1 protein-coding gene is annotated in these 594 nt (G+C 58.9%); it reads left to right on the top strand.

What is annotated here, in order from left to right:
- Position 1 precedes the first annotated feature (1 nt).
- The coding region (locus tag VRY85_RS14860) for a GTP-binding protein (RefSeq protein WP_414599380.1) at positions 2-594 on the top strand (593 nt) is incomplete at its 3' end.

Here is a 594-nt window from a genome sequence, read left to right as displayed (position 1 = left end):
CATGGCAAAAGGTAAGTTTGAACGGACCAAACCGCACGTTAACGTGGGTACCATCGGGCACGTTGACCACGGCAAAACGACGCTGACCGCAGCGATCACGACCGTGCTGAACAAGGAATACGGTTCTGGCGAAGCCAAGGGCTACGACCAGATCGACGCGGCTCCCGAAGAGAAGGCGCGTGGTATCACCATCAGCACCTCGCACGTTGAGTACGAAACGGCTAACCGCCACTACGCCCACGTTGACTGCCCGGGTCACGCTGACTACGTCAAGAACATGATTACCGGTGCTGCTCAAATGGACGGCGCTATCCTGGTTTGCTCGGCTGCTGACGGTCCCATGCCGCAAACGCGTGAGCACATCCTGCTGTCGCGTCAGGTTGGCGTGCCTTACATCATCGTGTTCCTGAACAAGGCCGACATGGTTGATGACGAAGAGCTGCTGGAACTGGTCGAAATGGAAGTGCGCGAGCTGCTGTCCAAGTACGACTTCCCGGGCGACGACACCCCCATCATCAAGGGTTCCGCCAAGCTGGCGCTGGATGGCGACGAAGGCCCCCTGGGCAAGCAAGCCATTCTGCAACTGGCCGAAGC

It is taken from the genome of Achromobacter sp. F4_2707, from assembly GCF_047501535.1.
Lineage (GTDB): Bacteria > Pseudomonadota > Gammaproteobacteria > Burkholderiales > Burkholderiaceae_B > Yanghanlia.
This window is presented reverse-complemented; position numbering and strand designations above follow the sequence as displayed.